Origin of the sequence: Brevundimonas sp. G8, from assembly GCF_902506205.1 — a bacterium.
Lineage (GTDB): Bacteria > Pseudomonadota > Alphaproteobacteria > Caulobacterales > Caulobacteraceae > Brevundimonas.
The window spans coordinates 1,640,559-1,662,981 of record NZ_LR732816.1 but is presented as its reverse complement, the minus strand read 5'-3'; the positions used below and the strand labels follow the sequence as shown (position 1 = coordinate 1,662,981).

Below are 22,423 nucleotides of genomic sequence, written 5' to 3'. Positions count from 1 at the left end.
TCCCCATAGGTTTTCCGATCTTGATAGGGGGCGCCCGCCGCATCGCCAAGCGCCCAAGCCATCGCGCCTCAAGACGCCGCGCATCTTGCCCCGCCCCCCCGAACCGGCGACAAGCGGACTTCCATGGATTCAGCCCCGCTCCCCGCCCGACGCCAGCCGCACATCGTCGATGTGCTGATCGCCGAGCGTGCGCCGCGCCTGACCGCCTCGCCCCTGTGGCCCGTGGTGCGGCCGGCCCTTTACGGCGTGCTGGGCTATGGGGCGGCGGTGCGGATGGCCGACGCCATCCAGACCCTGTCGGGGACGCAGACCTTCGACTACGTCTCCGACCTGCTGAAGCTGAAGGTGACGACGACCAACCTGGACCGTCTGCCCGCGACCGGCCGCTGCGTCGTCGTGTGCAACCACCCCACCGGTATCGCCGACGGGCTCGCCGTGTTCGATGCGATCAAACAGCGGCGCAACGACATGATCTTCTTCGCCAACGCCGACGCCATCCGCGTCTCGCCCCGGCTGGACGAGACCATCATCCCCGTCGAATGGGTCACTGACAAACGCACCCGCGAAAAGACCCGCGCCACCCTGACCGCGGCGAAAGAGGCGTTCGAGGCCGAACGCTGCGTCGTCATGTTCCCCGCCGGTCGTCTGGCGCGTGAGAGGAACGGCGTCCTGACCGATCCCGAATGGGCGCCCACCGCCGCCTCGATGGCGCGCAAATACGATGCGCCGGTGATCCCAATGCACGTCACCGGCCCCTACAGCCGTCTGTTCCACCTGTTCGACAAGGTCTCGCAGGAACTGCGCGACGTGACCCTGTTCCATGAGCTTCTGAACAAGGCGGGAAAGCCGTTCGGCGTCGATGTCGGCCTGCCCATCCCCGCCGACCGGCTGGACGTGGACGCGGCCAAGGCCACCGAGGCGCTGAAACATTTCACCGAACGCACCCTGGCCGCCGATGCCGACGCGGTGTTCGCATGAAGATCGAACTGTCCGACGCCGAGGCCACCACCGCCCTTGGCCAGGCTGTCGCCCCCCTGCTCGCGCCGGGCGACAGCGTCCTGCTGTACGGGCCGCTGGGCATGGGCAAGTCGACCCTGGCGCGCGGCCTGATCCGCGCCCTGACCACGCCGGACGAGGACGTGCCCAGTCCGACCTTCACCCTGGTCCAGTTCTACGAGAGCGACCCGCCCGTCGCCCATTTCGACCTCTACCGTCTGACCCGGCCCGAAGAGGCGTTCGAGATCGGCCTGGACGAGGCGCTGGACGAGGGTTGCGCCGTCATCGAATGGCCCGAACGACTGGGCGAGGAACCGGGCCGGTTCCTGGGGCCGGATCAACTGATCATCGAAATCTCCGAACAGGGCGAGGGCCGCCTTGCGACCGTTTCCGGCGTAGGCCGATGGGAAACGGGGCTGAAGGAACTGCATGTCTGACCGCGAAATCCTCCGTCTCGACTTCCTGAAGGCCGCCGGTCTGGCCGACGCCGTGCGCGCCCCCCTGCCCGGCGACGCCTCGACGCGGCGTTACGAGCGGCTGACGCCGACTAGCGGCCCGACCCTGATGCTGATGGACCAGGCCCCCGCCGCCGAAAGCCCGCCCGCCGACCCGACCTGGACGCCGCAACAGCGCCACGCCGCCGGCTGGAACGCCGTCGCCCGCCTGTCCGCCGGCCGGATCGAGGCCTTCGCCGCCGTCGCCGCCCATCTGAAATCCCTGGGCCTGTCCGCCCCTGAGATCCCGTCGCTGGACGCCGCCAACGGCTTGGCGGTGCTGGAGGATTTCGGCGACGACCTGTTCGCCCGCGTCATCGCAGACGGGGCCGACGAGACGCCGCTCTATCTGACGGCCATCGAGGCCCTGGCCGCCCTGCACGACGCGGGCGCGCCGCCCGAAACGCTTGACGGACCCGGCGGCGACTGGCCCCTGCTGGCCTATGACGAGACCGCGTTGCAGGGCGGGGCCGATCTGTTCGTCGAATGGCTGCCGAAATTGGACGAGCGCGTCAGCTTCGACGCCGCCGCCGTCGCCGACTGGCGCGCGGCCTGGGCGCCCATCGTCGCCTCGGGCGCGGCGGGGGCCTCGGTCATGGCGCACCGCGACTATCACGCCGAGAACCTGATCTGGCTGCCCCAGCGAGACGGCGCCGCCCGCGTCGGCATGATCGACTTCCAGGACGCCGTCCGCGCCCACCCGTCCTGGGATCTGCACTCCCTGCTTCAGGACGCCCGCCGCGACGTGTCGCCTGCGCTGGAGGCCCAGGCTCTGGATCGCTATTTCGCCCTGCGCCCCGGCGTGGACCGCGCCGCCTTCATGGCCGACTACGCCGGTCTCGCCGCCCTGAACGAGGCGCGGATCATCGGCATCTTCGCCCGTCTGATCGCCCGCGACGGCAAGCCGCGTTACCGCCAGTTCCTGCCGCGCATGTGGCGGCATCTGAACGCCAATCTGGAACAGCCGGCCCTGGCGCCCGTCGCCCGCTGGTTCGACCGGTATATCTCCGCCGAGGTGCGCACATGACCCACAAGATCGCGCCCAAGACGGCGATGGTGCTGGCCGCCGGCCTGGGCACCCGCATGCGTCCCCTGACCGACGACCGACCCAAGGCCCTGGTCGAGGTTCAGGGCCGCGCCCTGATCGATCATGTGCTGGACCGACTGGCTGAGGCGGGGGTCGAAACGGCGGTGGTCAACGTCCACTGGTTCGCCGATCGGCTGGAGGCGCATCTCGCCGCGCGGGGGCGCGGGCCTGAGATCGTCATCTCCGACGAACGCGCCGAACTGCTGGAGACCGGCGGCGGGCTGAAGAAGGCCCATCCCCTGCTGGGCGAGGAGCCCGTCTTCGTCGCCAATATCGACAGTGTCTGGATCGACCGGGGCGATGCGTTGGCCGATCTGGTCCGCCTGTGGAACCCCGAGACGATGGACGCCGCCCTGCTGCTGGCCCGCCGCGAGGGCTCCATCGGCTTCGAGGGCGACGGCGATTTCTTCCTGCGTGATGCCATTTCTGGAGAGGGGGGAGGCCTGGCCTTCCGGGGCGCGGCCGCATCGGCGCCCTACGCCTATATGGGCGTCCACATCACCCGGCCCGGATACGCCGACAACGGCTGCGAAGGCCCCTTCTCCCTCAGCCCCCTGTGGCGCAAGTCCGCCGCCCAGGGCCGTCTTTTCGGCTGCGTCCTGGACGGCGACTGGATGCACGTCGGCGATCCCCAGGCGCGGAACCAGGCCGAGGCGAAGCTGGGGACCGCCAAGTCGTGACCCCCCACACCCTCCCCGTCATCCTAGGGCTTGTCCCTAGTATCCAGACTCCCGGTGGCGGCCGTTGTGCCACCCCGTCTTCGACGGAGTCTCTGGATCCTTGGCACAAGGCCGAGGATGACGGATTTGGGGGGAGGGCATGACGGCAAACGCCCCCGTGTCCTTCGACCCTTTCTCGGCGTCCAGCCCGCGCTGGTACGCCATCCCCGCGCACCGCCCCTTCCTCGAAGACCTGGCCGCCGGCGTCCTGGCCTGGCTGGGTGAACTCCCGCCCGAGACCCTGTCGGACGCCACCATCCTGTTGCCCAATCGCCGGGCCGCGCGGGCTTTCACCGGCGCCCTGTCGAAACTGTCGGGCGACCGGCCCATCCTGCTGCCCCAGGTGCGGCCGCTGGGCGATCTGGAGGAGGACGAGCCGCCCTTCACCCCCGGCGCCTTGGGCCTCGATCTGCCGCCCGCCATCCCCGCCCTGACGCGCCGTTTCGAGATGGCGCGGATGATCGTCGAACAGTTCGACGACACACTGACGCCGATGCGCGCGCTGGATTTAGCCGACGCGCTCGGCGGCTTCCTAGATTCCTGCCAGCTGGAAGAAATCCCCAACCCCGAACGGATCGCCACCCTGGTCGACGGCGAAATGGCCGAACACTGGGAACGCTCGGCCGAGTTCCTGGGCCTCGCCGTCACCGCCTGGCCCAAACGCCTGGCCGAACTGGGCCTGGTCGATCCGGCCTGGCGCCGCGCCACCCTGCTGCGCCGCCTCGCCGAACTGTGGGACGCCCACCCCCCGACCCAGGCCGTCATCGCCGCCGGTTCGACCGGCACCGTCCCCGCCGCCGCAGATGTGCTGGGCGCGGTCGCCCGTGCGCCGCTGGGCTGCGTCGTCCTTCCCGGCCTCGATCTGGATCTGGACGATCGGGTCTGGGACCAGATCGACGCGGAGAACGAACAGCACCCCCAACGCGCGCTCAAACGCCTGCTGGAGCGCCACGACATCGACCGCCATGCCGTGCGTCCGTGGTTCCGTCCGGCCGTCGAACCGCGGATCGAACAGCGCGGCCTGGCGCGTCAGCGTCTGCTCAACGAGGCCCTGCGGCCCGCCGACGCCACTGGCGACTGGCGCGCCGAGATCGGCCATATCCGCGCCCGCGCCGCAGAGGCCGGTCGCGCCGTCGACCCCATCGCCGAGGGGCTGGAAGGGCTTTCAGTCCTGACCTTGCGCCACGACGAGGAGACCGCCGCCGCCATCGCCCTGATGATGCGCGAGACGTTGGAAACCCCCGGTCAAACCTGCGCCCTGGTCACCCCGGACCAGGGCCTGGGCCGTCGCGTCGCCGCCCGGCTGGAGCGGTGGGGCATCACGGCCGACGCCTCGGCCGGCCAGCCGCTGAACCGGATGCCTGCGGGCGTGCTGGTCGAACTGTGCGTGCGCTGGATGGCCGCCCCGACCGATCCCCAGGTGTTGCTCGGTCTGCTGAAACACCCGCTGGTGCGGCTCGACCTGGGCGAGGTCGATGCCGACCGCGCCGTCGTCGCTTTCGAAGCCGTGGCCCTGCGCGGCCCGCGTCTGACGAGCTTCGAGCGCCTGCGCAGGAAACTGGACAAGGCCGCCGGCACTGACCGCGACGGACAGCCCTCGTCTGACGGCAAGCTGAAACGCCTAGCCCTGGCCCGCGCCCTGTCGGATCATCTGGAAGGCCTGATCACGACCGCCCGCGCATCGTTTGCGCCCGACGCGCCTTTGGACGCCGCCGCGCGCGCCCTGACCATGCTGATCGAGGCCTTGGCGGGCCAGAACGCCTGGGGCGGGCCGGATGGGGAATGCGCAGCCGGACTGTTGTCCGACCTGATCGCGGGCGGGGCCTCGCTGGGCGCCTTGACGCCCGAGGATCTGGTCGAACTGGTTCAGGGCCTGTTGGGCGACGCCGTGGTTCGGACCGGCGGGGCGACGCATCCGTCTCTGCGTATCCTGGGCGCCATCGAGGCGCGGCTGGTGCGGGCCGATCGCATGATCCTGGCCGGACTGGAGGAAGGCGTCTGGCCCCAGGGCGCGCCGATCGACCCCTTCCTGTCACGACCCATGCGCAAGACCCTGGGCCTGCCCCCGCCCGAACGCCGCATCGGCCAGAGCGCCCAGGATTTCGTCCAGGCCGCCTGCGCCGACGAGGCCATTCTGATCCATACCGAACGGCGCGGGGGCCAGCCGGCCGTGCGCTCTCGCTGGCTGTGGCGGCTGGACATGCTGACGCGGGGGGCGAACACCGACGAGACGCCCGTCGCCGTCGCCGCGCCGGTCCACGTCGCCGACTGGACCCGCGCCCTGGACGCCGCCGCCCGCGCCACGCCCGACTATGCGCGTCGTCCCGCGCCGACGCCTCCGGTCGAGCGCCGCCCGCGCGAACTGCCCGTCACGGGGGTCGAACGCTGGGTGCGCGATCCCTACGCCGTCTACGCCCAGCGCATCCTGGGCCTGCGGGTGCTGGACCGGCCCGGCGCCTCGGCCGAGGCCATGGCGCGCGGCAATGCGGTGCACGAGGCCATCGAACAGATCGTCCGCGTCTGGCCCGACGTCCTTCCCGACGACTGCGCCGATCAGATTTCGGAATTCATCGTCGACGCCATGATCGAGGCCGGGTTCGAGGATTCCGCCCTCGCCCGCGAACGCCCCCTGGCCAGGAACTGCGCCCGCTGGCTGGAGCGGTTCGAGCGTGATCGCCGCGCGCGCGGCGCCACCCTGATGATCGAACAATCGGGCCGGATCGCCTTCTCCTCGCCCGGCGGTGCCTTCGTCCTGACCGCCCGCGCCGACCGGATCGAACTGGACGCAGACGGCGCCGCCGTCCTCGACTTCAAGACCGGCCAGACACCCAGCCAGAAACAGGTCGTCCAGGGTTTCGCGCCCCAGTTGACCCTGACCGCCGCCATCCTGGCCGAGGGCGGTTTTCCCGCCCCGCCGACCGAGGCGACCGAACTGCTCTACGTCAAGGTCACCGGCCGCCGCGATCCGGGCAAGGTCGAGGACGTCTCGCGCCAGGGCCGGGGCAACACCCAGACCGCCGCCCAACTGGCCCAGCGCGAACTGGACCGGCTGAAACTGGGCGTCGCCGCCTTCGACGACGAGGCGACCCCCTATCGATCATGGGTCGCGCCTCAGTTCATGGGCAATTTCGGCGGCAACTACGACCATCTGGCGCGCGTGTGGGAATGGCACGTCGTCGGCGGCGAGGACGAGGCGCCCGAATGACCGAACTCAGCCCCGTCGACCCGAACCCTGTGGAAATGGCCCGCGCCCATCAGGCCACCGCCGCCGACCCCGCCCTGTCGGTCTTCGTCACCGCCAACGCCGGATCGGGCAAGACCACCACACTGGTCAGCCGCGTGGCCCGCCTGCTGCTGAAACGCGTGCGCCCAGGCGAGATTCTTTGCGTCACCTACACCAAGGCCGCCGCCGCCGAGATGCAGGCCCGCCTGTTCGAACGGCTGGGCGAATGGGCCGTCGCCGATGACCGCGCGCTGGCCAAGGAACTGGCCGAACTGGACGGCCGCGACCCCGCGACCCTGACCGGCGGCGAACTGTCCGACGCCCGCATCCTGTTCGCCCGCGCGCTGGAAACGCCGGGCGGGCTGAAGATCCAGACCATCCATGCCTTCTGCGAGAAACTGCTGCGGCGGTTTCCACTGGAGGCCGTGGTCGCGCCGGGCTTCACCGTGCTCGAGGATCAGGCCGCCCTGAACCTGTCCCACGCCGCGCGCGAGGATCTGGCCCGTTACGCCCTGAAGGACGGGGATGGTCCGGTCGGCCGCGCCTACGCCCATTTCGCCGTCGAACTGGCCTGGGACGCCTTCCATTCCTTGCTGGATACGGTCGAGGCCAAGCGCGAGCCCCTGCTGGACTATCTGGCTCGCATCGACGCCGGGACCGCGCCGGATCCGCACGCCCTGGTCGGGGTCACGCGCGACGAGACGCCGGATCAGATCGAGGCCGATTTCATGGCCTGGCTGAACCCCGCCGACTGGCTGGCCGCCGCCGACGGCTTCGCCATGGGCGGGATCAACGACAAGAAGATCGCCGGCCAGATGCGCGAGGCTGTCCCGCCCGCCGCGACCCTGACGGCCATGACGCCGATCTTCATCGATTCCAAAGGCCAGCCCCGCGACAAGTTCGGCACGTCGAAGGCCCCGCCCGGCGCCGCGACCTATCTCGCCGACGTGTCGCTGAAATACTTCTCGACCCTGGACCGGGTGCGCGCCGCGCGCGTGGCGGACGAGACGGAGAAGGTCCTGACCCTGGCCCGCGTCCACGCCGCCCTCTACGAGAGCGCCAAACGGGCGCAAGGCGCGCTGGACTTCACCGACCTGGTCGGACGCACGGTCGAACTGCTGACCCGACGCGCCACCGCCGCCTGGGTCCTGTACAAGCTCGACGGCGGCATCGAGCACGTCCTCATCGACGAGGCCCAGGACACGGCGCCGGATCAGTGGGACATCGTCCGCGCCCTGACGGAGCCCTTCTTCGCCGGCTCGGGCGCCGAGCGTCGTGATCAGGCCATACCCCGCACCGTCTTCGCCGTCGGCGACGAGAAGCAGTCCATCTACTCCTTCCAGGGCGCCCGGCCCGAACGGCTGCGTCAGGAGGCCCAGACCTATGACGCCCTGGTGCGCGAGGCCGGCGCCGACTTCCGCGAGGTGCCGCTGGACACCTCCTTCCGGTCGACGGAGGAGGTGCTGACCTTCGTGGATGCCGCCTTCGCCGGGCCGGAACGCACCCGCGCCCTGGTCGGAGAGACCGGCGACATCGCCGTTCACCGTCCTGCACGCCTGGGTCAATACGGCTCGGTCGATCTATGGCCATTGTTCGAAGACCCCGCCGCCCCCGATCGCGAGGCCTGGAACGCCCCGGTGGACAAGGAGGGCGAACACAGCGCGCGCAAGAAGCTGGCACTCGCCCTCGCCCGCGACATCAAACAGCAGGTCGCCGACGCCGTCGCCGTCCACGCTCCGAAAAAGCGCGGCGCCATGCGGCCCGTCCGCTATGGCGACTTCCTGGTGCTGGTCCGCCGTCGCGACGCCACCTTCGAGGAGATCATCCGCGCGCTGAAGACCGAGGGCGTGCCTGTCGCCGGCGCCGACCGGCTGAAGCTCAAGGCGCATATCGTCTTCGACGACCTGATGGCCTTGGCCCGGTTGGCCCTCTTCCCCGACGACGACCTGTCGCTGGCGGAAATCCTGCGCAGCCCCTTCTGCGACGTCGCCGACTTCGGTCCCGCCGACGCCCTCTATCCCTTGGCGGACAAGGTCAACCGCGACGGGCGCGGCCTGTGGCGCGAACTGCAGCGCCGCGCCCATGAACATCCCGCCTGGACCGCCGCGCGCGACCTGATGCACGCCCTGATCGCCGCGCGCGACCGCGATCCGTTCAGCTTCTTCTCCACCGCCCTCAACCGCGTCGGCCCCGATGGCCGTTCTGGCCGCGCCCGTATCCTGGACCGGCTGGGCCGCGAGGCGGAAGAAGCCATCGACGAAACCCTGGCCCAGGTCCTGGCGGCCGAGGAGCGCGGCGGCCGCGATCTGGAGACCTGTCTTCACCTGCTCGAACAGGCCGACGTGGTGGTGAAGCGCGAGATGGAGGGCGCGCGCGACGAGGTCCGCGTCATGACCGTCCACGGCTCCAAGGGGCTGGAGGCGCCCATCGTCATCCTGCCCGACACCACGGGCAAGGCGAAGCCGCAGGGGCCCACCCTGATGCCCGCCACCCTGCCGGATGGCTCGGAGGCCTGGCTGATGTGTCCATCCAGCGCCAAGGCCGACTGCATCGCCTCCGCCGATGTGCGTCAGGCGCGGGTGGAACGCACCGACGCCGAATCCCTGCGCCTGCTCTACGTCGCCCTGACCCGCGCCCGCGACCGGCTGATCGTCATGGGTCGCAAAACCAAGTCGCCCAAGGAGGGGTTCGAGGTCGGCAGCTGGTGGGACGTGATCGCCGGAACCTTCGAACGTCTGGCCCAGGACCGGCGGGACGCGGTGCAGATGCTGGACGACGGCCGCCTGCGCTTCGGCGTCGATCCCGAGACCGTTCCACACCAAACGCTGGCGGCTCCGACGACGACCATCCTGCCCGCCTGGGCCTCCACCCGCCCTCCGGCCGACGCCGCCGCCCGCTTCGCTTCACCGTCGCGGATGGAGGGCTCGATCCGTATCCCCGCCCCCTCGCCCCTGGCCCGCAGCGCGGCGGGGGGCGCGTCGCTGGGCCGGTTCCGGCGCGGCGACCTGATCCACCGGCTGCTGGAACGCCTGCCCGAGATCACGCCCGCAGACCGTCCCGACGCGGCGCGGCGTCTGCTGGCGCGCGAGACAGACCTAGACGAGTCCCAGCGCGCCGAGATGATCGCCGCCGCCTTCTCGGTTCTGGACGACGCCCTGTTCGCACCCGTCTTTGGCCAGGGCTCGCGCGCCGAGGTCGCCCTGACCGGATCCGCTCCCGGCCTGCCGCCCGGCGTCGCCATCAACGGCCGCATCGACCGGCTGGTGGTCACGCCCGACCGGGTGCTGGTCGTCGACTACAAGACCAACCGCCCCGCGCCCGACGCCATCGCGACCGTCGACCCCGCCTATGTGCTTCAGGCCGCCGTCTATGTCACCGTGCTGAAACGCCTCTACCCCGACCGCCCGGTCGAGGCCGCCCTGGTCTGGACCGACGGTCCCAAGCTGATGCCGATCCCGCAGGCGATGCTGGACGCCGCATTGGCGGACAGTTGAATTGCCCGCGATTCGCTCCCACATCTGCATCCGAACCCGGACGCATCCGGCCAACATCAACATGCGCTCAAGCAGCAAAGGCCCCGCGGGCCGAGCGCCAGCGCCCAAGGAGCCATTTATGGCGACGGTAAAAGTCACCGACGAAAGCTTCGACGCCGACGTCCTGAAGTCGTCCACCCCCGTGCTGGTGGATTTCTGGGCCGAGTGGTGCGGCCCCTGCAAGCAGATCGGCCCGGCGCTGGAACAGATCGCCGACGAACTGGGCGGCAAGGTCACCGTCGCCAAGATCAATATCGACGACAGCCCCATGACCCCGTCCAAACTGGGCGTGAAGGGCATCCCGACCCTGATGCTGTTCAAGGACGGCCAGATGACCTCGATGAAGGTCGGCGCCATGCCCAAGGGCAAGATCGTCGAATGGCTGGCCGAGGCCGGCGTCAAGGCCGACGCCTGATCCTTATCTACCTGTGAAGATCAAACGCCCGCCGGTCCCGACCGGCGGGCGTTTTTCATGCTAGGATGCCGTCATGAGCGACGAAGACACCCCAATCCCCGCCCCGATTTCTGACGACGATATCCCCGGCGAGACCTCCGTCCAGCGCGCCCTGCGCCTGAAGAATGCGGCCCTCGACGGCCGTCCCAAGGCCCCGCGCGGCGGCCGGTTCCAGCGCGAACAGAACGCCCGCATCGCCGCCGGCAAATCACGCCCCTGGATGAGCAAGTAAAAGCAGACGCAGGCTTCCCCCCCCCCCTGCGGGGGAGGGTCGTCGCGCAGCGACGGGGTGGGGGCGGCCCGGCAAGGCGGCACTTGCTTGACTGAAGAGAAGTCCGTGTAGCGTCACCCTGCCGCCCCCACCCGGTCTCGCCTGCGGCTCGACCACCCTCCCCCGCAGGGGGAGGGAGAATCCGGCGCCTAGTCCGGCCAGGTCTCTCGACTGGCGCCCAGCACCTCCCCCGCCAGATACAGCGACCCGCAGATCGCGACCCGCCCGGCCCCCAGCCTCAACGCCAGCTCCAGCGCCTCGCTCACCGAGCCTGCGGGCGTCGCCGCCAGTCCATGGCCGCGCGCCACGGCCGCCAAGGCCGCCGGATCGGCCGCCGCCCCGTCGAAGCCGACAGTGAACACCGTCGCCTGGCTGTCCTTCAGGGCGGCGAAGAAGCCGCCCGCATCCTTGTTCGACAGCATGCCGCAGATCAGGGCCAGCGGACGCGGCGCCCGCGCCTGACGCTCGGCCAGAAATGCCGCCAGCGCCTTTGCGGCATGGGGATTGTGCCCCCCGTCCAGCCAAAGTTCAGCCTCCGCCGCCCGCGCCGCCTCGCCATAGGGTCCGGCCGAAATCCGTTGCAGCCGCGCGGGCCAGCGCACGGCCTTCAGCCCCTCGGCGATCGCGGTCTCAGGTAGATCCAGCTCGACCGCCGCCGCCACGGCCAGGGCCGCATTGTCGATCTGGTGCGCCCCCGCCAAGGCCGGCGCCGGCAGGTCCATGAACAGTTCGGCCGTCTGGAACGCCAGGCCGCCCCGCTCGGCCCAGGCGTCGAAATCGACCCCCAGCACCGTCAGCCGCGCATGGACGTCGGCGGCCCGACGTTCGATGGCCGCCATCGCTTCCTCGCGCTGGCGCGCGATCACGGCCGGCGCCCCGGCCTTCAGCACACCCGCCTTTTCCGAGGCGATGGCGGCCAAATCCGTGCCCAGGAACTCCGCATGGTCGTAATCGACCGGCGCGATCACGCTGAGCAGCGGCCGTTCGATCACATTGGTCGCGTCCAGCACCCCGCCCAGGCCGACCTCGATGATGGCCAGGTCGGCCGGCGTCTCGGCCATGGCCAGGAAGGCGGCGGCGGTGGTGCTTTCGAACACCGTCGCCTCGCTGTCGGTCTCGGCCATCACGGCCTCGATCCGGTCCAGGATGGCGTTCAGCGCCTTGTCCTCGATCAGCTTGCCGGCCAGCCGGATCCGCTCGTTGAACCGCACCAGATGGGGCGAGGTATAGGCATGGACCTTCAGCCCCGCCGCCTCGGCTATGGCTCGGATCATGGCGACGGTCGAACCCTTGCCGTTGGTGCCCGCCACATGGATCACCGGCGGCAGTCGATGCTGCGGATCGCCTAGGGCGGCGCACAGCACGCGCATTCTTTCCAGCGACAGGTCGATCCGCTGGGGGTGGCGCGCACGTAGACGTTCGGAGACGGGATCCATCCGCCTCCTTTAGCCCCTGATTTCGAGAACCGCGACATGACTTCCAGGCCGCACATCAGAACGGCGGCCCGCATCGTCCTGGCGGCCGTCTTCCTGGGCGCCGGCGTGCTGCATCTGATGGTCCCCGGCCCCTTCGTGCGGATCACGCCGCACTGGGTTTCGAACCCCGCCCTGGTCGTGGCGCTGACGGGTGTCGCCGAACTGCTGGGCGCGGCGGGACTGATGATCCCGCGCCTGCGCGTCGTCGCGGGATGGGCCCTGGCCCTCTATGCGGTCTGCGTTTACCCCGCCAACGTCCAGCACGCCGTCGATGGCCTGACCTCAGGCACGGGCCTTGGTTGGGCCTATCACGGCCCGCGCCTGCTGTTTCAGCCGGTCATCATCTGGTGGTGCCTGTGGGCCTCGACCGCGGTCGACTGGCCCTTCAGGCGGTCTCAGGCGGCGGCGCGCGTGCCGCCCATCAGCATGGAGAGGATCTGACCCAGGGTGCGCGGCAGGTCGGCGCGGGTCACGACCCGGTCCACCATGCCCTTTTCCTGCAGATATTCGGCGCGCTGGAACCCCGGCGGCAGCTTCTCGCGGATGGTGGCCTCGATCACGCGCGGCCCGGCGAACCCGATCAGGGCGCCCGGTTCCGCCAGATGCACATCGCCCAGCATGGCGTAGGAGGCCGTCACCCCGCCTGTCGTCGGATCCGTCAGGACCACGGCGTAGGGCAGTTTGGCGTCCTTCAGCTCTTCGATGGCCAGGGTGGTGCGCGCCATCTGCATCAGCGACAGGGCGCCTTCCTGCATCCGCGCGCCGCCGGCGGCGGTGAAACAGATCATCGGAACCTTGCGGGACACCGCCTCGCGCGCGGCCTTGATGAAGGCCGCGCCCGCCGCCATGCCCAACGACCCACCCATGAAGGTGAAGTCCTGGACGATCACGACCGCGTCCTGACCGCCAACCACGCCATATCCGATGGCCATGGTGTCCTTGCGGCCCGACGCCTTGCGCGCGGCGCTCAGGCGATCCTTGTAGGACTTGCCGTCCGAGAATTTCAGCGGATCTTCCGGCACGTCCGGCGTGTCGATGGACTGGAACACGCCGCCGTCGAAGGTGGCCTTCAGGCGCGTCGGCGCGTCGATCCGCATGTGACGGCCCGACGGCGTCACCCACAGCGACGCCTCCAGATCCGAACGATACAGCATCTCGCCGCTATCGGGATCCTTGACCCAGAGATTGTCCGGGGTGTCCCGGCGCGACACGATCTTGCGGACGCCCGGCGCGAAACGGCTCAGCCAGCCGCCGCGCTTTTCCTGAGGTTTGTTCTTGTCGACCATGGGCGGGCTCTTAGACGGTTTCCGCCAGGGATGCACCAGTGCGCACGGACCGAACCGCATCCCCCAGCGCCTTGACCCGGGCCAGAACGCGCGGCGCGGCCGGTTCGTTCGCCGCCAGCGCCGCCGCAACCTCGTCCACCAGGGCGGAACCCACGACCACCGCGTCCGCCACGCGGGCGATCTCGGCGGCCCGCTCCGGCGTCTTGACCCCGAACCCGACCGCGACCGGCAGGCCCGAGGCCTTGCGCACCCGCTCCACCGCCGGCGCCACGACATCGGCGTTCGCTTCCTTGACGCCCGTCACGCCCGCCACGGCGACGTAATAGACGAAGCCCGAGGTGCCCTGGACCACGATCTTCAGCCGCGCGTCGTCCGACGTCGGCGTCGCCAGACGGATCAGCGAGATCGACACCTTGTCCAGCGCCTCGATCAGCGGACCGGCCTCTTCTGGCGGGCAGTCCACCACGATCAGCCCGTCGATGCCGCAGTCGGCCGCATAGGCGGCGAAGGCGTCATAACCCAGGCTCTCGATCGGGTTCAGATAGCCCATCAGCACGATCGGCGTGGCGTCATCGCCTTTGCGGAATTCCTTGGCCAGATCCATGGTGGAACGCAGGCCGAACCCGGCCGCCAGCCCCCGGATCGCCGCCCGCTGGATCGGCGGCCCCTCGGCCATCGGATCGCTGAACGGAAAGCCCAGTTCGATGATGTCGGCCCCGGCGCCGGGCAGGCCGTGCAGGATCGCCAACGCCTCCTCGCGCGACGGATCGCCCCCCATCACATAGGGAATGAAGGCCGCACGGCCCTCGGCCTTCAGCGCCTTGAAGCGCGCGTCGATACGGGCGGTGGTCATTGCTGCGGCGATCCGGCGGGAGCGGCAGGCGGCGTCGCAGCAGCAGCAGCCGCGCAGACGTCGCCTGGAATGGTGGCGAAGCCCAGATAGGCGGGCAGTTCGGCGACGGCGGTCTTGGCGGTGTCGTAAAAGGCGACCATCTGCATGCCGTCGCAGCCGCCGCCCTCGCGGCGTTTGATGAAGACCACGCGGTTCTCATCTCCGCCCGCCGCCAGCCAGTTCTTGGACGCCAGATCGGCGATATAGGCGTCGGCCAAGGCGCCGATCTGACCCAGTTGCGCCGTCACGCAATACGCCCGGCCCGTCAGATTGTTTAGCCCGCCGCAATCGGCCGACAGCTCCGCACCGGGCAGCAGACCGATATCGGCCGGGCCGCCTTGCGGCGCAGGCGCAGGCGAAGCCGGAGCCGGAGCCGGAGCCGGCGTCTGGGCCTGAACGGCGGCGGCCGACAGGCTCATCACGGCGGTCGCCGCCAGCAGACTACGGATCACAGTTCCACTCCCAGATGTTTGGCGACCTGGAAGATGTCCTTGTCGCCGCGGCCCGACATCAGCAGCACGACGTCGCCGCCCTTGCCGACTTCGCGCGCCACTTCGCCCGTCCGCGCAAGCGCATGGGCCGGTTCCAGCGCTGGAATGATGCCTTCCAGCTTCGAGCACAGCTGGAACGCCTCCAGCGCCTCGTTGTCGGTCGCCGAGCGATATTCGGCCCGGCCGATGTCGTGCAGCCAGGCGTGCTCCGGCCCGATGCCCGGATAGTCCAGCCCGGCCGAGATCGAATGCCCCTCGACGATATTGCCGTCCTCGTCCTGCAGCAGATAGGTCCGGTTGCCGTGCAGCACGCCCGACCGCCCGCCCTTCAGCGAGGCCGCGTGATCTGGCGTATCCAGCCCGTGGCCCGCCGCCTCGACGCCGATCAGGCGCACGGCCTCGTCCTCGATGAAGGGGTGGAAGGCGCCGATGGCGTTCGATCCGCCGCCGATACAGGCCACGACGGCCTCGGGCAGCTTGCCCATCTGCGCCATCGACTGGGTCTTGATCTCCTTGCCGATCACCGACTGAAAATCGCGCACCATGGCCGGATAGGGGTGCGGACCCGCCGCCGTGCCGATGATGTAATAGGTGTCCGAGACGTTCGTGACCCAGTCGCGCATCGCCTCGTTCATCGCGTCCTTCAGGGTCGCGGCGCCGGCCGTGACGGAGAAGACTTCCGAACCTAGCAGGCGCATGCGGAAGACATTCGGCTGCTGCCGCTCCACATCCACCGCGCCCATATAGACGGTGCAGGGCAAACCGAACCGCGCCGAGACGGTCGCCGACGCCACGCCGTGCTGACCCGCGCCGGTCTCGGCGATGATGCGCGTCTTGCCCATGCGCCGCGCCAGCAGGATCTGGCCCATGCAGTTGTTGATCTTGTGCGCGCCCGTGTGGTTCAGGTCCTCGCGCTTCAGCCAGATGTTCGCCCCGCCGAAATGGTCGGTCAGACGTTCGGCGAAATACAGCGGGCTCTCGCGACCGACATAGTGGGTCAGGAAGCTGTCCAGCTCGGCCTGGAAACTCGGATCCGCCTTCGCCGCCTTATAGGCCGCGTCCAGCTCGTGGATCAGCGGCATCAGGGTCTCGGCCACGAACTGCCCGCCATAGGGACCGAACCGCCCCTGCGCGTCCGGCCAGGCGTAGGCGTTGGACAACGGCTGACCAGAGGACGGGGCTTGGATGGGGGTCTGGGCGTTCACGGGTTCGACTTTCACGCGGAGAGGCGTCGTAATTACGTCCGGCGCGCGTTTTGGATGAAGGCCGCGATCCGGTCGGCGTCCTTAACACCCGGCGCGCTTTCCACGCCAGAGGACACGTCCACCATGGGCGCGCCGGTGATCCTCAACGCCTCGGCCACATTGTCCGGGGTCAGCCCCCCCGCCAGGAACCACGGATGGCGAAACGCCCGGTCCGCCAGCAGGGTCCAGTCGAAAGCCACCCCATGTCCGCCGCTGTAGGCCGCCCCCTTGGGCGCCTTGGCGTCCAGCAGCAGATGGTCGGCCGCCGCTTCCATAGTCTCTGGCCCGACCAGATCCTTTGCGCCGGACACCCCCACCGCCTTGATCACCGGAATTTCGTAGTCGGTCCGTGCATTGCTAACCTGAAGCGGCGTTTCCCGGCCATGCAACTGAACCATGTCGGGTTGGAGATCATGGACCAGAACGTCCATTTCAGGACCGACCATGTCCGCAAACAGCAGCACAGTCTTGGCACGGCCGCGCGCCCGATCCACCAGCCGGCTCGCCAGACCTGGCCCGGCATATCGCGGACTGGCCTTCACCATCACGAATCCGACGAAATCGGCGCCGGCGTCCAGCGCGGCGTCCAGCGTATCGAACGTCGTAAGGCCGCAAATCTTGATGGCCGTCATGGCACGATCACCGTCAGTCCGATGTCACGACCTACAGCGGCCATGTCCTCGTCCAGTGTCGCGAGCCTACAGCCATGCCTCGCCGCCACCGCGATATGAAGCGCGTCGGGCGCGCGCAATCTTACGTCATTTCTCACTAGGCGCCGCGCGTCCACCATATCGCCATCAAGGACCGAAAGGACGACTCTGCCCCTCAACCATTGGTCCAGTTGCAGTTCGAACTCGCGCCGATCCCTGTCGCGCAAATTGCGCATGCGTGTCTTCATCGCCAGGGCGGAGGAAAACTCTGTCAGGGTCCAACTGCTCATGACGAAGGCATCGACACCCGCGATCCAGGCCGACGCCCGCTCGGTGTGCTTGTCGGTCTGAAACAGGGACATCAGGACGCTGGTGTCCAGATAGACGGTCAAATCTCTTCGTCCCGCATCCGGCGCAAAAGCGTCACCGAGTCCATTGACGCTTCCGATTTGATCCGCACCCGTTTCAGCCAATCCATGTCCATCGGCCCCGACGTCGGCTCAACCTCCTGCGCCGGTTCCAGTCGCGCCACAGGCACGCCGCGCCGCGTGATGGTCACGGCCTCTCCCGCCAGCATGCGATCCAGCAGCTTAGGCAGGTTGTTCTTGGCTTCGGCGACGGAGTAGCTGGACATGGCCATCAAAATAGCCATCTGGCCACGAGATGTCCAATCAGCCGCCGGTCGGTTCCACGAAGATGGACGCGATTTCGTCCGGGCTCAGCAGCCGCCACTGTCCAAGCGCCAGATCGGCCGGCAGGACCAGCCCACCCATCCGCTCGCGATGCAGGGTCTCGACATGATTTCCGGCGGCGGCGAACATGCGCCGCACCTGGTGATAGCGCCCCTCCGTCACCGTCAGCAGGGCCTCGGTCGGCGTCACGACCTCCAGCACGGCGGGCGCCAGCGGCTTGTCCTCGCCCTCCAGCACCAACTCCCCGGCGGCGAACAGATCGCCTTCCGTCCCGACCAGCGGCCGCGCCAGCCCCGCGCGATAGACCTTGGTCACATGGCGCTTTGGCGAGATCACCCGGTGCAGCAGATCGCCGTCGTCTGTCAGCAGCAGCAAGCCCGTCGTCTGCTTGTCCAGCCGCCCGATGGTCGAAATGGCCGGATCGCGCGCCCGCCACCGCCCCGGCAGGATGTCATAGACCAGCGCCCCCTCTTCCTTGTGCGAACAGGTCATGCCCAGCGGCTTGTTCAGCATGATCACCAGCCCCTGCACGGGGTCCAGCGGCTGGCCGTCGATCTCCATCCGGCTCGGCAGGTCGCGCGTCACCGGAATCCGCTTGGACACGTCCGTCAGATCGGCCCCGTCCAGCACGATCCCGCCCGCCTTGGCCATCCGCGCCATCTCGGCCCGCGAGCCATAGCCCATCGAACCCAGCAGGCGGTCGACCCTCGACGTGGGGACTTTTTTCATACGCTACCGCCCTTCGGGCTGCTTGAGCGCGTACTCACTTCACCGCCTCGAACAGCTTGTAGCCGCCCGCCTCGGCGACCAGCCGCACCCGCTTGAACGCCGCGTTCAACTCGGCCTCATACGGCAGGTGCCGGTTGGCCACGACCCAGGCGACACCGCCCTTTTTCAGCAGCTCCGCCGCCTTGCGGATGAAGGCCTGACCCAGCCGCCGGTCCTCGGCCCCGCCGTCGTGGAAGGGCGGATTGCTGACCACGAAATCCTTGTCGCCCTTGGCCTCCAGGGTGCGGGCGTCGGACCACCAGACCTTGGCCCGCTCATCGGTGACGTTCTCGCGCGCGGCGCGGATGGCCCGGCGATCCAGATCGACCAGCTTCAGCTTGGTCACCGCCGGCGACCGCAGCGTCACGATCGCCAGCGCGCCATAGCCGCAGCCCAGATCGACCCCTTCGCCCTTCATCGGCGGCAGGTGTCCGGCCAGCAAAGCCGACCCCGCATCGATCCGGTCCCAGGCGAAAATCCCCGGTTGAGACCAGGCTTCCAGCCCCGGCACGAACTGCGGCCCGCCTGCGGCGATGGCGGCGTCGATGGCCGCGTCCAACCCCTCGGCCGTCTCGGGCTTGAAGACGATGCAGCGGCGATGGTGGGCCTTGGCCGTCTCGGCGACCTCGACGCCGAACGCCTTCAGCTCCTTGCCCAGGCGCGACCCGCCCTTGTCCTTGGGCGCCATCACATCCAGCCGCCCGCCGACCTTCAGCACCCTCAACGCCAGGGCCAGGACATAGCGCCGCTCCAGCACGCCGGGCGGGGCGGAGATCATGATGGTGTCGGCCGAACCGGCGTCCTGCGCCTCCAGCGCAGCGGAATCCGGGATCAGGGGCGAGGTCTGGGTCGCGTCGCCCGGCGGATCGAAGACGACAGGCGGGCGGCCATAGAGAAGCGTGGTCATGCCCCGCCCTTAGAGGGTGAAGGCGTCGGGGACCAGCCTCAGAACCCCGCCTGCAACAGCACCAGCCCCACGACCCCGACCACGATCCGCCACCAGGCGAAGACGCCGAAGCCGCGACGCGACACAAAATCCAGCAGGAACCGCACCACCGCCAGGGCCGAAATGAAGGCCACGACGAAGCCCACGGCGATCAGGCCCACGTCGCTGAAATCCAGCGTCTTGTGGTTCTTCAGCAGATCATAGGCCACCGCCGCCCCCATCGTGGGCAGGGCCAGGAAGAAGCTGAACTCGGCCGCCGACCGCTTGTCGGTCTTCAGAAGCAGGCCGCCGGCGATGGTAGCGCCGGACCGCGACACGCCGGGGATCATGGCCAGGCACTGGAACAGGCCGATCAGGAAATAGATCCGCATCGGATAGGCCTCGGCGTCCAGCCATTTCGGCCGCTTGTCCATCCGGTCCAGCAGCAACAGGATCACGCCCCCGACGATCAGGGCCACGCACACCACCTGCGGCGTCTCGAACAGCACCGTCTTGATGAAGTCATAGGCCAGAAAGCCGATCACCACGGCGGGCGCGAAGGCGACCAGCAGGCCGATCAGGAACCGACGCGCCTCCGGGTCGAACGGCCAGCGCGTCGCCAGCGCCCACAGCCGTTTGAAATAGACGCTTATGATGGCCAGCAGGGCGCCCAGTTGGATCACGATCTCGAACGTCTTGCCCGAACTCTCGAAACCCATGAAATGGCCGAGCAGCAGCATATGGCCCGTGGACGAGACCGGAATGAACTCGGTCAGTCCCTCGACCAGACCCAGGATGATGGCCGCCAGCCAGTCCGACATGAAAACCCCGAAACAGGTCCGGGATCACGACGCCCCCGGTTCGCCTCACCCTTAGACCAACCATCCCCGATTAGGCGAGAGGATGGCGAGCGGTTGGCTTTCCGCCATGATTGCGCGAGAAGAGGCCGCATATGACGACGCCCGCCCCCGCACCTGCGCCCCCGCCCTTGGAAGATGCCCATTTGGCTGCGCGCCGCATCACCCGCCTGTCGGTCGGGGTCGCGGTGGTGCTGATCGCGATGAAGGCCTTTGCGCTCGGCGCCTCCGGCTCGGTCTCCATCCTGGCGACCCTGGCGGATTCGGTGCTGGATCTGGCGGCGTCCCTGACGACCTTCTTCGCCGTGCGCTGGGCCGCCGCCCCGCCGGACGAGGACCACCGCTATGGCCACGGCAAGGGCGAGGCCCTGTCCGCCCTGGTCCAGGCCGGGCTGGTGTTCGCCTCGGCCATCTTCATCGGCTGGGAGGGGGTGCAGCGCATCTTCGACCCCCGCCCCGTCACCGCAGGCTTCTGGGCGACAGGGATCATGGTCGTCGCCATCGCCATCACCGCCTGGCTGGTGTGGATGCAGACCCAGACGCTGAAGAAGACCGGCTCGCTCGCCGTCGCTGGCGACCGCGCCCACTATGCCGCGGACTTAGCCGCCAATGTCGTGGTCCTGATCGGGGTGATCTCGGGCGCCTTTCTGGGCGCGCCGGGTCTGGACGCGGCGGCCGGCATCGTCGTCGCCGTCTGGCTGTTCTGGGGCGCGACCGGCATGTTGAAGGTCGCCGCCGATCACCTTTTGGACCGCGCCGTGCCCGAAGCCGACCGCGCCGCCATCACCCAGGCCGTGCTGACCGACCCCCAGGTCTTCGGCGTGCATCAGCTGCGCACCCGCATGGCCGGCCAGGTGATGATGATCCAGATGCACGTCGACCTGGACGCCCACCAGACCCTGGACGCCGCCCACGCCATCGTCGTCGCGGCCGAGAACCGGGTGCTGAGCCAATATCCCGCCGCCGATATCCTGATCCACGCCGACCCGCGCGGCCGCACCCGTCCGCAGGCGGACGTTCCCGCCGTCACGACCCCCGCGCCGGCCGAACCCAAGGCCGTCGAGGCCCCGACCGGCCCTGCGCCGAAGGGCCCCTGGTCCTGACCTTGCGCCCAATTTCAATGCAGTAAACGCGCATTAACGGGTCGGGGCGCATCAACCCCTGATGGCCGACCCTTGCGTTCTCTTCCACTTCGCCTTCCAGCCCGCCTCGCGCGCCGCGCGCCTGGCCCTGGGCGAAGCGCGGATCGAATGGACCGACACCCCGGTCCGTCCGTGGGAGGCCGACTGCCCGGTCAACGACTTCAACCCATCAGGCCTGCCGCCGGTGATCCAGACGATGGATCGCGGCCGCCCGCTGGTGCTGTGCGAACTGCCCGCCGTCCTGGGCTGGATCGAGGATCAGCAGAAGGGGCCCCTGCTGCTGCCCGCCGACCTCGCCGAACGCGCCGAGGCCCGCCGCCTGACCGGCTGGTTCGAGCGCCGCTTTACCGACGACGTGGACTCGGTCCTGCTGCACGAGCGGATGGAGAAACCCCTGCTCAAGCTGGGCCCGCCCGAAGCCCGCGCCCTGCGCGAGGGCCGCGACGCCCTGAAGACCCACCTCGCCATGCTGGAGGATCTGGTCGCCGCCCGCGACTGGCTGGCCGGCCGTCGCCTCAGTCAGGCCGACCTGATCGCCGCCGCCCACCTGTCGGTCCTCGACTATTTCGGCGAGATCCAGTGGAAGAACTGGCCTGGGCTGAAGACCTGGTACTCCAAGCTCAAATCCCGCCCCTGCTTCCGCCCCCTGCTGGCGGACCGCTTCGTCGGCGTGCCGCCCTCAGCGTGGTATGCGGATCTGGATTTCTGAGATGCAAGCGGTCAAGGCGAACGGCCCAAGTGAGTAGATCAGGGACGTCGAACCAACGTCCCGAATACCGTCTATTTAGAAGCTGGATCGGTTAGTGGAGTCATGTTTTGCGAAACGACCCAGCATCCTCCACGCCAGTCGACGTAATCCATACCGTTTCGTGCGGAGATCGATTTGACGATCTCTCCCTGCTCCAAGGTCCCAATAAGATTCGATGTCGCCGTGAAACCTGCTGAACAGCGGGATGGTTTAGACACGACTTTGTTGACAGCTTTCACCGTTGAAGCATCGTTCCCCGGCAGCCTGCTGACGAAGAGCAGGAACACGCTACCTACGCCCAGGAGCGCAAGCCAGCCCGCCCACCTATGCCCAGCACTTATCAACCCGCCACCCCATCGCGCCTAAGCTAAACATTTGCGAGGAATTACGAGCGACAAGCAAGATACGCAGACCCTGGATTTCTAAGCAAAAACACCTTTCGTCATTCCGGGCGAAGGGCCGCTTGGCCCGCAGAG

General features: G+C 68.9%; 22 protein-coding genes. 11 read left to right on the top strand and 11 right to left on the bottom strand.

Annotated features, from left to right (window positions below):
• Positions 1 to 123: 123 nt before the first annotated feature.
• The 8 genes from CHRYSEO8AT_RS08105 to CHRYSEO8AT_RS08070 all read left to right on the top strand — a co-directional run bounded on the left by CHRYSEO8AT_RS08105 (position 124) and on the right by CHRYSEO8AT_RS08070 (position 10,738).
• A complete protein-coding gene (locus tag CHRYSEO8AT_RS08105; protein ID WP_159848867.1) occupies positions 124 to 978 on the top strand; it encodes a GNAT family N-acetyltransferase in 855 nt (284 codons plus the stop codon).
• Positions 975 to 1,433 (top strand): tRNA (adenosine(37)-N6)-threonylcarbamoyltransferase complex ATPase subunit type 1 TsaE, encoded by a 459-nt coding sequence (tsaE, locus tag CHRYSEO8AT_RS08100; RefSeq protein ID WP_159848864.1) that lies wholly within the window; start codon positions 975 to 977, stop codon positions 1,431 to 1,433. Before CHRYSEO8AT_RS08105 ends, tsaE begins: the two co-directional genes overlap by 4 nt.
• Positions 1,426 to 2,517, top strand: coding sequence for an N-acetylmuramate/N-acetylglucosamine kinase AmgK (gene amgK / locus CHRYSEO8AT_RS08095; protein WP_159848844.1), 1,092 nt, complete (start codon positions 1,426 to 1,428; stop codon positions 2,515 to 2,517). Before tsaE ends, amgK begins: the two co-directional genes overlap by 8 nt.
• A gap of 26 nt (positions 2,518 to 2,543) precedes the next feature.
• On the top strand, positions 2,544 to 3,257 hold the full coding sequence (gene murU / locus CHRYSEO8AT_RS08090) for an N-acetylmuramate alpha-1-phosphate uridylyltransferase MurU (protein WP_159851664.1): 714 nt from the start codon (positions 2,544 to 2,546) through the stop codon (positions 3,255 to 3,257).
• 157 nt (positions 3,258 to 3,414) lie between these two features.
• Entirely contained in the window at positions 3,415 to 6,501 is a 3,087-nt protein-coding gene (gene addB / locus CHRYSEO8AT_RS08085) for a double-strand break repair protein AddB (protein WP_236547468.1), read from the top strand.
• The gene (gene addA, locus CHRYSEO8AT_RS08080; RefSeq protein WP_236547467.1) at positions 6,498 to 10,013 is read left to right on the top strand and encodes a double-strand break repair helicase AddA; all 3,516 of its coding nucleotides are present in this window, start codon (positions 6,498 to 6,500) and stop codon (positions 10,011 to 10,013) included. The genes addB and addA overlap by 4 nt, the downstream gene beginning before the upstream one ends.
• 118 nt (positions 10,014 to 10,131) lie before the next feature.
• Complete coding sequence (trxA, locus tag CHRYSEO8AT_RS08075) at positions 10,132 to 10,467, top strand: thioredoxin (RefSeq protein WP_135193854.1); 336 nt, start codon at positions 10,132 to 10,134, stop codon at positions 10,465 to 10,467.
• Positions 10,468 to 10,540: 73 nt separating this feature from the next.
• Complete coding sequence (locus tag CHRYSEO8AT_RS08070; protein WP_159848838.1) at positions 10,541 to 10,738, top strand: hypothetical protein; 198 nt, start codon at positions 10,541 to 10,543, stop codon at positions 10,736 to 10,738.
• Positions 10,739 to 10,926: 188 nt separating this feature from the next.
• Here CHRYSEO8AT_RS08070 and CHRYSEO8AT_RS08065 read toward each other — a convergent pair whose 3' ends face one another.
• On the bottom strand, positions 10,927 to 12,213 hold the full coding sequence (locus CHRYSEO8AT_RS08065; RefSeq protein WP_159848835.1) for a folylpolyglutamate synthase/dihydrofolate synthase family protein: 1,287 nt from the start codon (positions 12,211 to 12,213) through the stop codon (positions 10,927 to 10,929).
• 36 nt (positions 12,214 to 12,249) lie between these two features.
• Here CHRYSEO8AT_RS08065 and CHRYSEO8AT_RS08060 point away from each other — a divergent pair, with 36 nt between their 5' ends.
• Positions 12,250 to 12,693, top strand: a complete 444-nt coding sequence (locus CHRYSEO8AT_RS08060) for a DoxX family protein (protein ID WP_159848832.1) — start codon at positions 12,250 to 12,252, stop codon at positions 12,691 to 12,693.
• Here the strand turns inward: CHRYSEO8AT_RS08060 and accD are convergent.
• From accD to CHRYSEO8AT_RS08010, 10 genes are all read right to left on the bottom strand, one after another.
• The gene (accD, locus tag CHRYSEO8AT_RS08055; protein ID WP_159848829.1) at positions 12,648 to 13,538 is read right to left on the bottom strand and encodes an acetyl-CoA carboxylase, carboxyltransferase subunit beta; all 891 of its coding nucleotides are present in this window, start codon (positions 13,536 to 13,538) and stop codon (positions 12,648 to 12,650) included. The genes CHRYSEO8AT_RS08060 and accD overlap by 46 nt on opposite strands.
• Positions 13,539 to 13,548: 10 nt before the next feature.
• Complete coding sequence (trpA, locus tag CHRYSEO8AT_RS08050) at positions 13,549 to 14,391, bottom strand: tryptophan synthase subunit alpha (RefSeq protein WP_159848826.1); 843 nt, start codon at positions 14,389 to 14,391, stop codon at positions 13,549 to 13,551.
• The gene (locus CHRYSEO8AT_RS08045; protein ID WP_159848823.1) at positions 14,388 to 14,882 is read right to left on the bottom strand and encodes a hypothetical protein; all 495 of its coding nucleotides are present in this window, start codon (positions 14,880 to 14,882) and stop codon (positions 14,388 to 14,390) included. The genes trpA and CHRYSEO8AT_RS08045 overlap by 4 nt, the downstream gene beginning before the upstream one ends.
• Positions 14,879 to 16,081 carry a tryptophan synthase subunit beta gene (trpB, locus tag CHRYSEO8AT_RS08040; RefSeq protein WP_201304504.1) on the bottom strand — a complete coding sequence of 401 codons (1,203 nt, stop codon included), beginning with the start codon at positions 16,079 to 16,081 and terminating at the stop codon, positions 14,879 to 14,881. Before trpB ends, CHRYSEO8AT_RS08045 begins: the two co-directional genes overlap by 4 nt.
• A gap of 77 nt (positions 16,082 to 16,158) precedes the next feature.
• Positions 16,159 to 16,797, bottom strand: coding sequence for a phosphoribosylanthranilate isomerase (locus CHRYSEO8AT_RS08035; protein WP_159848820.1), 639 nt, complete (start codon positions 16,795 to 16,797; stop codon positions 16,159 to 16,161).
• Positions 16,794 to 17,207, bottom strand: a complete 414-nt coding sequence (locus CHRYSEO8AT_RS08030) for a type II toxin-antitoxin system VapC family toxin (RefSeq protein ID WP_159848817.1) — start codon at positions 17,205 to 17,207, stop codon at positions 16,794 to 16,796. The genes CHRYSEO8AT_RS08035 and CHRYSEO8AT_RS08030 overlap by 4 nt, the downstream gene beginning before the upstream one ends.
• Positions 17,204 to 17,467: a type II toxin-antitoxin system Phd/YefM family antitoxin gene (locus CHRYSEO8AT_RS08025; RefSeq protein WP_159848814.1), complete on the bottom strand. Its 264-nt coding sequence runs from the start codon at positions 17,465 to 17,467 to the stop codon at positions 17,204 to 17,206. The genes CHRYSEO8AT_RS08030 and CHRYSEO8AT_RS08025 overlap by 4 nt, the downstream gene beginning before the upstream one ends.
• Positions 17,468 to 17,486: 19 nt before the next feature.
• Positions 17,487 to 18,236 carry a pseudouridine synthase gene (locus tag CHRYSEO8AT_RS08020; RefSeq protein WP_159848811.1) on the bottom strand — a complete coding sequence of 250 codons (750 nt, stop codon included), beginning with the start codon at positions 18,234 to 18,236 and terminating at the stop codon, positions 17,487 to 17,489.
• Between the two features lie 34 nt (positions 18,237 to 18,270).
• Positions 18,271 to 19,182, bottom strand: coding sequence for a class I SAM-dependent methyltransferase (locus tag CHRYSEO8AT_RS08015; RefSeq protein WP_159848808.1), 912 nt, complete (start codon positions 19,180 to 19,182; stop codon positions 18,271 to 18,273).
• 38 nt (positions 19,183 to 19,220) lie between these two features.
• The gene (locus CHRYSEO8AT_RS08010) at positions 19,221 to 20,021 is read right to left on the bottom strand and encodes an undecaprenyl-diphosphate phosphatase (protein WP_159848805.1); all 801 of its coding nucleotides are present in this window, start codon (positions 20,019 to 20,021) and stop codon (positions 19,221 to 19,223) included.
• A 131-nt stretch (positions 20,022 to 20,152) separates the two neighbouring features.
• On the opposite strand from CHRYSEO8AT_RS08010, the gene CHRYSEO8AT_RS08005 reads away from it, so the two are divergent.
• Both CHRYSEO8AT_RS08005 and CHRYSEO8AT_RS08000 read left to right on the top strand, forming a co-directional pair.
• Positions 20,153 to 21,160 (top strand): cation diffusion facilitator family transporter, encoded by a 1,008-nt coding sequence (locus CHRYSEO8AT_RS08005; protein WP_159848802.1) that lies wholly within the window; start codon positions 20,153 to 20,155, stop codon positions 21,158 to 21,160.
• A gap of 61 nt (positions 21,161 to 21,221) precedes the next feature.
• Complete coding sequence (locus CHRYSEO8AT_RS08000) at positions 21,222 to 21,908, top strand: glutathione S-transferase family protein (RefSeq protein ID WP_159848799.1); 687 nt, start codon at positions 21,222 to 21,224, stop codon at positions 21,906 to 21,908.
• The last annotated feature ends 515 nt before the right edge of the window (positions 21,909 to 22,423 follow it).

Bases quoted from the DNA above. Each gene is read 5' to 3' on its own strand.
- CHRYSEO8AT_RS08105 (WP_159848867.1), top strand. From the start codon at position 124: ATGGATTCAGCCCCGCTCCCCGCCCGACGCCAGCCGCACATCGTCGAT.
- tsaE (WP_159848864.1), top strand. From the start codon at position 975: ATGAAGATCGAACTGTCCGACGCCGAGGCCACCACCGCCCTTGGCCAG.
- amgK (WP_159848844.1), top strand. From the start codon at position 1,426: ATGTCTGACCGCGAAATCCTCCGTCTCGACTTCCTGAAGGCCGCCGGT.
- murU (WP_159851664.1), top strand. From the start codon at position 2,544: ATGGTGCTGGCCGCCGGCCTGGGCACCCGCATGCGTCCCCTGACCGAC.
- addA (WP_236547467.1), top strand. From the start codon at position 6,498: ATGACCGAACTCAGCCCCGTCGACCCGAACCCTGTGGAAATGGCCCGC.
- trxA (WP_135193854.1), top strand. From the start codon at position 10,132: ATGGCGACGGTAAAAGTCACCGACGAAAGCTTCGACGCCGACGTCCTG.
- CHRYSEO8AT_RS08070 (WP_159848838.1), top strand. From the start codon at position 10,541: ATGAGCGACGAAGACACCCCAATCCCCGCCCCGATTTCTGACGACGAT.
- CHRYSEO8AT_RS08065 (WP_159848835.1), bottom strand. From the start codon at position 12,213: ATGGATCCCGTCTCCGAACGTCTACGTGCGCGCCACCCCCAGCGGATC.
- CHRYSEO8AT_RS08060 (WP_159848832.1), top strand. From the start codon at position 12,250: ATGACTTCCAGGCCGCACATCAGAACGGCGGCCCGCATCGTCCTGGCG.
- accD (WP_159848829.1), bottom strand. From the start codon at position 13,538: ATGGTCGACAAGAACAAACCTCAGGAAAAGCGCGGCGGCTGGCTGAGC.
- trpA (WP_159848826.1), bottom strand. From the start codon at position 14,391: ATGACCACCGCCCGTATCGACGCGCGCTTCAAGGCGCTGAAGGCCGAG.
- CHRYSEO8AT_RS08035 (WP_159848820.1), bottom strand. From the start codon at position 16,797: ATGACGGCCATCAAGATTTGCGGCCTTACGACGTTCGATACGCTGGAC.
- CHRYSEO8AT_RS08025 (WP_159848814.1), bottom strand. From the start codon at position 17,467: ATGGCTATTTTGATGGCCATGTCCAGCTACTCCGTCGCCGAAGCCAAG.
- CHRYSEO8AT_RS08020 (WP_159848811.1), bottom strand. From the start codon at position 18,236: ATGAAAAAAGTCCCCACGTCGAGGGTCGACCGCCTGCTGGGTTCGATG.
- CHRYSEO8AT_RS08015 (WP_159848808.1), bottom strand. From the start codon at position 19,182: ATGACCACGCTTCTCTATGGCCGCCCGCCTGTCGTCTTCGATCCGCCG.
- CHRYSEO8AT_RS08010 (WP_159848805.1), bottom strand. From the start codon at position 20,021: ATGTCGGACTGGCTGGCGGCCATCATCCTGGGTCTGGTCGAGGGACTG.
- CHRYSEO8AT_RS08005 (WP_159848802.1), top strand. From the start codon at position 20,153: ATGACGACGCCCGCCCCCGCACCTGCGCCCCCGCCCTTGGAAGATGCC.
- CHRYSEO8AT_RS08000 (WP_159848799.1), top strand. From the start codon at position 21,222: ATGGCCGACCCTTGCGTTCTCTTCCACTTCGCCTTCCAGCCCGCCTCG.